Raw genomic sequence first — 9,841 nt, 5'->3', positions numbered from 1 at the left:
TCTTGACGCTACCCTTTTATAATTGTGCTATATTGAACATGAAGGAAGCGAAGCACTATGACTATGGTGAAAGCAGCTGTTATTTACGGTCCTAAGGATATCCGCTTTGAAAAAAGAAATATTCCTGATCCGGCACCAGATGAAGTTCAAATTGAGGTTGCATTTAATGGTATTTGTGGTAGTGATATTCATGAATATTTAGAGGGTATGGATTTGGCGACAATGCCTCATCCGCTAACCCATATGCAGGCTCCGCTGATTCCTGGTCATGAATTCTCTGGGACGATTTCTAAAATTGGAAAACAAGTATCTAAATTAAGAATTGGAGATAAAGTTGCAGTCGAGCCAATGATTGCTTGTGGAAAATGTCCGGAATGTCTTTCTGGTCATTATAAATGCTATAGGTAGTGATCAATCAGCAGGATTCTTAGGATTTTCGGCTAACGGTGGCTTAGCTGAAAAGTGCAATGTAAAAAGTACCTTTGCACATCTCTTGCCAACTAACTTTCCGCTTGATTTAGGGGCTTTAGTTGAGCCAGTTTCAGTTGCTGCACAAGCAGTTATGGCAAGCCGAGTGTCTCCTGGAGATGATGTCTTAATTCAGGGTGCTGGTCCAATTGGATTGTTCACGGCCTTAATAGCACAAATTTCTGGTGCCCATCACGTCATAATAAATGACATGTCAGAGGAACGTTTGGATTTAGCAAATGAATTAGGGGTTCAATACCCAATACGTGCTGATAGCCAAAAGTCATTAGCTCACGCTATCAGCACTATCACGGAAAATCAGGGAGTAGATGTTGCATTTGATTGTGCCGGTGTACAACCCACACTTACTGGTGCCATTCAGGCTCTTAAAAACGGTGGCAAGGTTACCGTGATTGCATTATTTCAACATCCACCAGTTGTAGATGTTAGAGCTCTTCTTAAAAAGGGTGGTAGTTTATTAACATCTTATGGATATGCCAATATCTTCGATCGAGTAATTAAGATTATAGATACCCATCGGTCACTATTCAAACGTGTCATTACAAAAAAGATTGAATTAAATGAATTAGTTTCAGAAGGAATTGAATCCTTAGAAAAGGATAAAAAACAAGCAAAGATTTTAGTTCGTTTGCATTCTTAGTTAACATCAGTTTTCTCAACCCAAGTGCCCTATAATTATGGCTCTACGTCAACTGGTGTTGAAGAATAAATTTATCATTTGAGGCGGTTCTCCATTTGGGGAGCCGTCTTTGTCATGTTATGCCGTGATTTGGTAGATTCGTTTGAAGAAGTTCAGCTGATTCTTGAAGCCAAAACAGGATCGTTTGAGTGACTTGATGAGGTGGTTAACCCCTTCGATCGGACCGTTGGAATAAGGGCTGGTGACAGCGACTTCGTGTCGCTTAAGCGTCACGATCGTCATGTCCATTGCCGTACCGTTTAGCTCGTAAGTAGCTAACAGGATTGCCAGTTCCGCGGGATGTTTCCTCACCATCAAGGCATCATGAGGCGCTAAGTAGGTCTCGTAGGTTTGCTTGAACTTGGGCAGAGTTTAACACTAACGTGTAGTGATCTTTGATTTACTCCACATTAATTATGCCAGTTGCGACAAGGGTTAGCGCCATTTACTACACCTGAGCAAGATTATTCACATTCTGGTCATAAACAACCGGTTTTTAGTGTTGCAATGGGCGTAACTCAATGGTGATGTAGCTCTATCAATGCGTGTGCACCGCTTAAGATTCGTCGGCTGATTATTACACCCGTAGCTGCCTTATTAAGAACCTGTCTAGTATCTTTTAAGAACTATCTTCAGGAAGGCCAATACAACCATTTGAAGACTGCTGTTAAGGGCACGTTCACAGTTTTTCCAAAGTCGCCGACATTTGTCTAGCCAACTCCATGAACGTTCAACGATCCATCGTTGCGGTAACACCGTGAACATATGCAACTCGTTGCGTTTAGCTACCGTCGTCTTAGCATTCAAAATGAGCTTCACCTGATCCGCAAAGTCATTGCCAGTGTAGCCACCATCAACCATGACATGCTGAACCAGCTCTAACTTTTGGCTAACCAAACTAAACATAGCCAATGCACCTGAACGATCTGATACATTAGCTCGTGTCACGAGAATGGCTTGTGGTAAACCATTAATATCAACCGCCAAATAAAAACATGTGGTATTTTGGTTGGGAGAGTGGGTCGTCGATTGGGGGGAGACAACTAGCAGGTCTGGATCTTGTCCGTCTTAAAGCGGTTGCTAGAATAAGCATATCGCATATCTAAATAACGGGTTGTCAGCATGCTAAGTGCTAAGGCCCATTATAAAGTCACTTAGCAACTGAGTAACTTTATAATGGGTATTGGTGGGGGGACACACGTGCTTCAGCACAGATTTAATATAGTAGAAAAAAGATTGCGAATCAGAAATGATCCGCAATCTTTGCATTTGTTTATTAATTTAGAGTGGCTTTTTAGTACCAGCCATTAGCAAGCCAGTGACTCTTGGCGTTGCTCCATGAACCATAACGTGAAGCAACATAACTGTTAGCAACACGTTCTTGGTTGGCAGCGGAGTAGTCACCGTTTAAGTATGAAGCACTTAATTGGTACTTACCGATGTATTGACCGTTACGAGCAGAATATGAACCACCAGATTCTTTACCAGCAATCCAAGCCTTAGCAGCACTATCAGAACCATTGTTGCTATAGTTTGATGTTGAACTAGACGTTTGAGTCGTCGTCTGAGCAGCAGGTTTGCTAGTTTGTGTTTGACTTGATTGGGTCTGGCTAGCTTGGCTCGGTTGAGCTTGACTAGTCTGAGCTGATGATTGTGTCGTGGTCGTTTGTTGAGTCGTCTGTGTTGAAGTCGTTGAGGTTGTTGAAGCAGCTGAAGACGTAGCTTGGCTAGTTGCTGATTGTGGTGCAGCACTTGTAGCAGCAGAAGTCGTGGTTGTTGTAGTAGTACCATTGACTTCAAGCTTATCACCAATGAAGATTAAGTTAACATTAGCTAACTTGTTTGCCTTTTCAATGGCTGAAACTGAAGTGTTGTGAGCTTGGGCAATTGCTGAAACAGTATCGCCGGCCTTAACAGTATAAGTATCAGCGTTGGCAACCGTTGTTGAGATAGCGAATAAAGCTAATGCAGCAGTTGATGATAATACAAGGTTTTTGATCTTCATAATAATTAATACACTCTCCTATAATTTGCGTGTGTTCGATTATTTACATATATTTTCTATTGGTCGAGCAGTTGATGTCTCAACCAATCAACAGTGACTAGTATAACTAGTGAGTGTTGCAGTGCAATAATCAGAACATTACGTTTTTAGGGGGTGCTTGTAATATAAGGCCGTTTTTGTAATGAATTGTAATATTTGGTAGATTGTATCAACATTACTAGAATAAAAGTAGCGGGATAAATATTTCACGACCAAATAGTATCTAAATCTATACGTTCAACACCAAGCAATCACACACCACAACACAGCACACCGTATAGACCCTTTAAAACGTCTTCTAAGCGATTTTAAGGTGCATTGCTTAATTATATATGGCGAATTGTCAAACTAAGTGCAACGGTTTGTCAAAAAATACTTCATATGGGGTTTCATAGTTTAACACTTTGCGAGGACGTTGATTTAACTGCTTTTGGCAGTGTTCAACGTCCTGTTCTGTATAATTATCAATATCTGTTCGCTTGGGAAAATATTCCCGGATTAATCCATTTGTATTCTCATTTGTTCCACGCTGTTCAGGCGAATATGGATCGGGCCAATAGACAGTAACACCTAACCTTTCGCTGATTTCATCAAGATGAAGAAATTCGGTCCCATGATCTGGTGTAATAGAATGAACAAATTCTTTAGGAATGGCCCCTAACAGTTCAACTAAGCCTTTATTTATCTCCTGCGAGTCCTTTTGCACAACCTTTTTGATAAGCGTAAGCCGACTAAGCCGATCGACAACCGTTAAAAGGATGGCGTGACCCGTTCGACCAATCACAGTATCAATTTCCCAGTCACCTATACGTTGACGCTGGTTGATAAAACCAGGGAGCTCATGGATCGAGATATAGTCGGTCTGTACTTCTCGATGTCGTCTAGTATTCTTTGAATGCCGAGTCCGATATTTATGTCTGAGATGGCGCTGAATACCGGTATCACCACGTGAGGAGTACTTCTCACCTAAATTGTGTTGATAGATATGACGGTAAATTGTGTTGTAGCTAACACACCATTGATGTTCCTTATTAAAGCGAGCGGTAATCTGCTCTGGTAACCAGTGCAGATCTAAGATGTAATGAACAATTTGACGGCGTAATTGTGGATGGCTGTCTAATAGCCGCTTCTTGTGACAATTCTGCCGCTTTTGATGATAGTCATTATCTGCTTTGCTTGGGGAATAATTACCTGCACAACGTTTTAACTCCCGTGAAATAGTGCTTGGATTTCGCCCCAGCCGTAACGCAACAGCCCGGATAGATAACCCCTTAGTTCGTAAAAACATAAGTATTTCACGTTCTTTTATAGTAAGATGTTTATAGCTCATACCGGATACCTCGAATTGTTTGATTTGGTCGTTAAACATATTCTACCCGGTATGGGTTTATTTTTTTACTTTGTGTTGCATTTCAATTGTAAATTCGCCCTATTAAAAAAATTCTAATCACGTTCTAAAGCTGGAGACTTTTAAAAAAATCAAAATTTTGATATAGTGGATTATAGTACTTTTAGGTAACCAAGAAGTTTTTGAACGCCTTATGAAGGTTGAGTATGATGAAATTGGTTGGATATGGTGCTAATTTCTTGGTTTAGAACAAATTGGTGAATATAAAAAATGTAAATTTTATTTTGACTCATTCATAGCGTTATACACCATGTCTACCCAAGCGCGTGGCGCATGTTACCCAGATTATTATTCCTTATGAATAATAATCTGGGTAACATGCTAATACATGGAGGTGTATGTTGGTAGAAAAAGTTAAAGTTAAAAATGTAACTAAGATTTTTGGAAAGCAAATATCTCTAGCAAAAAAATTGTTGCGTGAGGGAAAGTCTAAAGCAGAGATCCTTTCGCAGACAGGTTGTACTGTTGGAGTTAATCAAGCTAGTTTTGCTGTTAATGAAGGTGAACTGTTTGTAATCATGGGGCTGTCTGGAAGTGGAAAGTCTACGATTATCCGAATGATCAACCGCTTGATAAATTCGACTGATGGGGATATTGAAATCGATGAACAAGGTGTGATGGGCCTCAGTAAGGAAGAATTACGTCACTTGCGCCAAGATAAGATCGGCATGGTTTTTCAAAATTTTGCCTTGTTTCCGCATAAGTCCGTATTACAAAATGCGGCTTATGGATTGGAGCTTAAAAAGTTTCCGTTAGATGTACGAAACAGGAAAGCTCATGAAGCATTGACACTAGTCGGCTTGACCGGGTATGACGACCAATATCCAGATCAGTTATCAGGCGGGATGCAGCAGCGGGTTGGTCTCGCGCGCGCTTTGGCCAATGATGCCGAGATTCTGTTGATGGACGAGGCATTTTCGGCCTTGGATCCGTTATATCGGAAAGAAATGCAGGATTTGTTATTGCAAATTCAAGAAAAAATGCATAAAACGATCATTTTTATTGGCCATGACCTGAACGAAGCTTTGAAATTAGGGGATAGGATTATGATCATGCGTGATGGCCATATCGAACAAATTGATAATCCGGAAGATATTTTGACTCACCCGGCTAATGATTACGTAGAACGCTTCATCGAAGGGGTCGACCGGACAAAGGTCCTGACGGCAAGTAGTGTAATGACGCAGGCCCAGGTGGTTAATATTGGAAAGGCTGGACCACGGGTGGCTTTGCGGAGAATGCGAGCCAACGATATCTCTTCAATATACGTGGTTGATAATGACAACAAATTCGTGGGTTTTGCCGATGCGCATGATGTTTCGGATCTGATTAAGAAGGGCAGTGAAGACCTGAAGTCAGTTCTTAGGACAGACGTGCCTAAGACAAGTGTGGATATGCCAATCAATGCATTGATTAACGATATTTCGAAGGCAGCAATTCCTTATGTCGTGTTGGATGATGACGATCATCTACTAGGCATCATTCTACGGAGTTCTGTTTTGGCGGCTATCGCTGGGGAAGAGGTGAGTGCTTAATGAATATTGGAAAAATACCTTTAGCGGATTGGATCAACTCAGGTGTTGACTGGCTGAGTCAATTTACCGGATTTTTTAATAGTGTGACGATCTTTTTCCAGGTAATCATTGACGGTATTCAATGGGCTTTTGACTTCTTGCCGCAATGGGTCTTTATCTTGGTGGTCTTAGCACTCACGTACTGGGTTAAACGAGGACAAAAGAAAATTAGTTTCATGGTGTTTGAAGTTTTGGGGCTGTTATTGATCTGGAACTTAGGATACTGGCGTGATATGACCCAGACCTTGACGTTAGTTTTGTCGTCTAGTTTGATTGCAATCGTTGTTGGGATTCCACTTGGAATTTGGATGGCAAAAAGTTCAAGAGCTGAGATCGTAATCAAACCAATTCTTGACTTCATGCAGACCTTGCCAGCGTTTGTTTATCTAATACCGGCCGTTTCATTTTTTGGTATCGGGATGGTACCGGGGGTGTTGGCTTCAGTGATTTTTGCGACGCCACCGACAGTGCGAATGACAAACTTGGGAATCCGGCAGGTGCCAAGTGACTTGATCGAGGTAGCGGATTCCTTTGGCTCGACCAGCTGGCAAAAGCTAATCAAATTACAGTTACCACTAGCAAAAACAACAATAATGTCCGGAATTAATCAAACGATGATGCTTGGACTTTCAATGGTCGTGATTGCATCAATGATTGGCGCCCTTGGTTTAGGAACTCAGGTTTACTTTGCTGTGGGGCGTAATGATGCCGGGGCAGGATTTGCCGCAGGAATTGCTGTGGTTATTGTAGCTATTATTTTGGATCGAATCACACAATCGTTCAACAAAACATCCAAATAAAGGGGGAATGATTAGTTTGAAGAAAAGAATTCTCCGTTATTTGCAAATGGCCACAGTGATTATATGTTTGACAGCCATAGTTAGTGCTTGTGCTAAACCAGCTGAATACGACTCACATAAAAAGTTAGGACCGCAAATCAATTATACGATTACAGGGATCGAAGCTGGTGCGGGTGTAATGGCTAATACACAAACATTGTTGTCAAAATATAAGTTGAAACAGGCTAACTGGCAGATCATGCCAAGTTCTACAGCTGCGATGATTAGCACGTTATCCAAGGCAGTTAAAAATAAACAGCCTATCGTTGTTACTGGCTGGCAGCCACACTGGATGGTTGCTAAATATTCGTTGAAATTTTTAAAAGATCCAAAACATGTTTATGGTAATGGTGAATCAATGCGCACCATTACACGTAAAGGGTTGGAAAAAGATAATCCAGGTGCTACTAAGTTACTAAAGAATTTCCATTGGACAATTTCAATGTCAAATCCAGTAATGCTGAACATAAACGGTGGCATGAATAAGCAAAAAGCTGTCAATCAGTTTATTAAAAACCATCCTAAACAAGTCAAAGCATGGACAGCGGGGGTGCCAAACGGTCATGGCAAAAAAATTAAATTAGTTTATACACCATATGACTATGAAATTGCGGTAACCACTTTAGTAACGACTTTGTTGAAGCAAAAAGGATATAAAGCTACAATGCAACAGTTAGACGTGGGAGTTATGTGGAATTCGATAGCTAATGGTAGTTCTGACGCTTCCTTGACTGCTGAGTTACCAGTTACCCATGGCTTGTATGCCAAGAAGTACAAAGGTAAGTATGTTCAATTGCGCAAAAATTTGAAGGGAGCTAAAACAGGGTTGGCAGTTCCCAAATATATGAAGAATATTAATACTGTTGATGATCTAAAAAACAAATGATATTGGCTGTAAAATTTCTGGCATTGGACCACACCAATGCCAGTTTTTTTGTTATTTGTCATGTGAAGTTGATGGAATCCTTATGAAGTATCTGGAGCTTAATTGGTCTAGGTACTTTTTTATACCGTCACAGTTTGACGTGCTGGGTGAAGCCATTGGCGTTGAATCTTAATACGGTTGACAAAGTTCTCCCAATTACGGAAGCCAAAAGCAGTGTTTTTAATCTTCTTAATTCGGCCGATGTTGCCCTCTAAATAACCGTTTGAATATGGTGATTCAACGGCGTTCAGGGCCTGTTTCCGGTACTTCTTAAAGCTTTTGATGGTTGTGCCCATTTGTTTTAGTTGATGATATTGGCATAGGAACTAATGAAATAGGTTTGTATTATGAATGCGCAAAGACTTTATGATGTCTTGATAAATCTCATAAGTTGTTTTGAAGTCTTGCCCCAAATTTGAGACATTCGGTGACTTCCTCGGTAATAATTTTGCGTGTCAAAATCAAAAGAAAAGACGACCACAAAGGACCTATACTTACTTACCGCAGATGAACGTATCAAGATTTAGCTCTTTTGGAAGGCCAAGATAAAGGGGTTCCTATGATGTAATGACGGACAAATTGTTCGGTACATTACACCACCGTAGGAGTCATGCTTAAAAATGATCGAAAGTCAGTTATAACCACGTTATAATAAAAACAGCAAAAGGAAGTACCATCGAAAACAGGGCTTCCCGCGCAAGCCGCTTCAAAGGCGGTGGTCTTAGCTAAAGAACGATATCAAGGCGCCCCATAACCGTTCAAAGTTATGTAGGGAGGCTTTTTTATTGGTAGTGCTTGTTGATATAGTTGAGTAGCACGATTAAAAATGTGCCAAACAGCAATATCAGCGAGACTGTCTGGAAGACGCTCATTGACTGTGAAACCTTCTTGAAGATTATTCCATGTCAACTCGCAAGGGAAAAGACAGTCACTGCCCTTAAAATTGCTTAGTCAAGCATACAAAGAAATGATGGATTGACCAAGCCACAATAAACATTAAGGTATCAAGCTTCCTAGAAGCCCAATTTGATTGCATTAAGTATCAGCAAAACATCTTTTGTAGATATCCTTTTTTGAGTTCCTGGAGTTTTTCAAGTTTACGCTGATAAAGAGCGATAGTCTTGTCGAGTTGTTTGAAAAAAATGCCAATTTTCTTTTGTTCTTGTAAACTTTTAGGTAGTGTTACTTTGAACTGTGATAAAGATCTTTGACTAACACCTTTCGCAGTACCGCCGCTTGATAAGGATGATAATTCATTAAATGATTTCGGCGAACGTAACAAGACAGCCAAGAAATCATTTGTGATTTTATCTGAAGCAACATCAAAAGCGATTGTTCGTTGACTGAGAATATATTTGTTGTTGTCCGGTATTTGTGCCACATTTCCCATTGGTGCCTCTGTGGTAAATAATACTTGGCCCTTATAAAGTTCTTTTCCAGTCATCCACTTATCATATAGTTTTTGATTTCCATAATGTGCATCAGCAGATGGATCAATATAACCATTTTTTACATTAAGAGCTGAAAGGGCAAGATATCCAGACTCGCTCCAATCCATATCCAGTTTTTTGGGAGTACGTCCACGAAAATCTACTGTACGTCTAATGTTGTCGAAGAACTTACGCTGTTCCCAAGCGTCAGCAAACCCTAAAAATCTTAATTCTGGGAACTTGCTCCCATTTTTGGGGAACAATTTCTGCAAATAGCCCTGTTTAAGTGCCTTAAGCTTAGCTAACTTACGCTGGTTGACTGCGATGAGGGTGTCGAGGTGTGGTAGATTGCAAATTTAATCCGAATTTTTGGACAAATTTGTCAGCATAACCTGATACGGTGTTTGCCAGTCGAGTATTTTAAGCGGTCGCTGGTTAATTTGGAGTAACGTC

General features: G+C 40.6%; 7 protein-coding genes and 5 pseudogenes. 4 read left to right on the top strand and 8 right to left on the bottom strand.

The features are described from left to right. Nucleotides 1-57 precede the first annotated feature (57 nt). Nucleotides 58-1,129 (top strand): annotated as a pseudogene (locus KGF70_RS15650) (alcohol dehydrogenase catalytic domain-containing protein). A 117-nt stretch (nucleotides 1,130-1,246) separates the two neighbouring features. On the opposite strand, the pseudogene KGF70_RS15645 reads toward KGF70_RS15650, so the two are convergent. The 4 genes and pseudogenes from KGF70_RS15645 to KGF70_RS15630 form a co-directional block, all read right to left on the bottom strand. After that, nucleotides 1,247-1,534 (bottom strand): annotated as a pseudogene (locus tag KGF70_RS15645) (transposase); the annotation flags it as partial. Between the two features lie 243 nt (nucleotides 1,535-1,777). Next, nucleotides 1,778-2,158 (bottom strand): annotated as a pseudogene (locus KGF70_RS15640) (transposase); the annotation flags it as partial. 304 nt (nucleotides 2,159-2,462) lie between these two features. Then, entirely contained in the window at nucleotides 2,463-3,173 is a 711-nt protein-coding gene (locus KGF70_RS15635; protein ID WP_216769361.1) for a LysM domain-containing protein, read from the bottom strand. Between the two features lie 382 nt (nucleotides 3,174-3,555). Continuing rightward, nucleotides 3,556-4,542, bottom strand: a complete 987-nt coding sequence (locus KGF70_RS15630; RefSeq protein ID WP_216786491.1) for an IS30 family transposase — start codon at nucleotides 4,540-4,542, stop codon at nucleotides 3,556-3,558. Between the two features lie 419 nt (nucleotides 4,543-4,961). Between KGF70_RS15630 and KGF70_RS15625 the strand changes: the two genes are divergently transcribed. Genes KGF70_RS15625 through KGF70_RS15615 form a run of 3 tightly spaced genes read left to right on the top strand, consistent with a single transcriptional unit; the run spans nucleotide 4,962 to nucleotide 7,919 of the window. Next, nucleotides 4,962-6,155, top strand: coding sequence for a glycine betaine/L-proline ABC transporter ATP-binding protein (locus KGF70_RS15625; RefSeq protein WP_027822877.1), 1,194 nt, complete (start codon nucleotides 4,962-4,964; stop codon nucleotides 6,153-6,155). Next, entirely contained in the window at nucleotides 6,155-6,994 is an 840-nt protein-coding gene (locus tag KGF70_RS15620; RefSeq protein WP_020923853.1) for a proline/glycine betaine ABC transporter permease, read from the top strand. Before KGF70_RS15625 ends, KGF70_RS15620 begins: the two co-directional genes overlap by 1 nt. A 7-nt stretch (nucleotides 6,995-7,001) precedes the next feature. Continuing rightward, nucleotides 7,002-7,919: a glycine betaine ABC transporter substrate-binding protein gene (locus KGF70_RS15615; RefSeq protein WP_064578705.1), complete on the top strand. Its 918-nt coding sequence runs from the start codon at nucleotides 7,002-7,004 to the stop codon at nucleotides 7,917-7,919. Between the two features lie 119 nt (nucleotides 7,920-8,038). Here KGF70_RS15615 and KGF70_RS15610 read toward each other — a convergent pair. From KGF70_RS15610 to KGF70_RS15600, 4 genes and pseudogenes are all read right to left on the bottom strand, one after another. Continuing rightward, nucleotides 8,039-8,257 (bottom strand): annotated as a pseudogene (locus KGF70_RS15610) (transposase); the annotation flags it as partial. A 483-nt stretch (nucleotides 8,258-8,740) separates the two neighbouring features. Then, a complete protein-coding gene (locus tag KGF70_RS17455; protein WP_222844221.1) occupies nucleotides 8,741-8,830 on the bottom strand; it encodes a putative holin-like toxin in 90 nt (29 codons plus the stop codon). 170 nt (nucleotides 8,831-9,000) lie between these two features. Then, entirely contained in the window at nucleotides 9,001-9,660 is a 660-nt protein-coding gene (locus KGF70_RS15605) for a restriction endonuclease subunit S (protein WP_225366315.1), read from the bottom strand. Nucleotides 9,661-9,744: 84 nt separating this feature from the next. Further along, nucleotides 9,745-9,841: pseudogene (locus KGF70_RS15600) on the bottom strand (IS30 family transposase); the annotation flags it as partial.

Source organism: Lactiplantibacillus sp. 7.2.4 (genome assembly GCF_018991185.1).
GTDB lineage: Bacteria > Bacillota > Bacilli > Lactobacillales > Lactobacillaceae > Lactiplantibacillus > Lactiplantibacillus pentosus.
Note: the sequence above shows the minus strand (reverse complement) of the source record. Positions and strands in the feature narration are given on the sequence as shown.

Bases quoted from the DNA above. Each gene is read 5' to 3' on its own strand.
- KGF70_RS15635 (WP_216769361.1), bottom strand. From the start codon at position 3,173: ATGAAGATCAAAAACCTTGTATTATCATCAACTGCTGCATTAGCTTTA.
- KGF70_RS15630 (WP_216786491.1), bottom strand. From the start codon at position 4,542: ATGAGCTATAAACATCTTACTATAAAAGAACGTGAAATACTTATGTTT.
- KGF70_RS15620 (WP_020923853.1), top strand. From the start codon at position 6,155: ATGAATATTGGAAAAATACCTTTAGCGGATTGGATCAACTCAGGTGTT.
- KGF70_RS15615 (WP_064578705.1), top strand. From the start codon at position 7,002: ATGATTAGTTTGAAGAAAAGAATTCTCCGTTATTTGCAAATGGCCACA.
- KGF70_RS17455 (WP_222844221.1), bottom strand. From the start codon at position 8,830: ATGAGCGTCTTCCAGACAGTCTCGCTGATATTGCTGTTTGGCACATTT.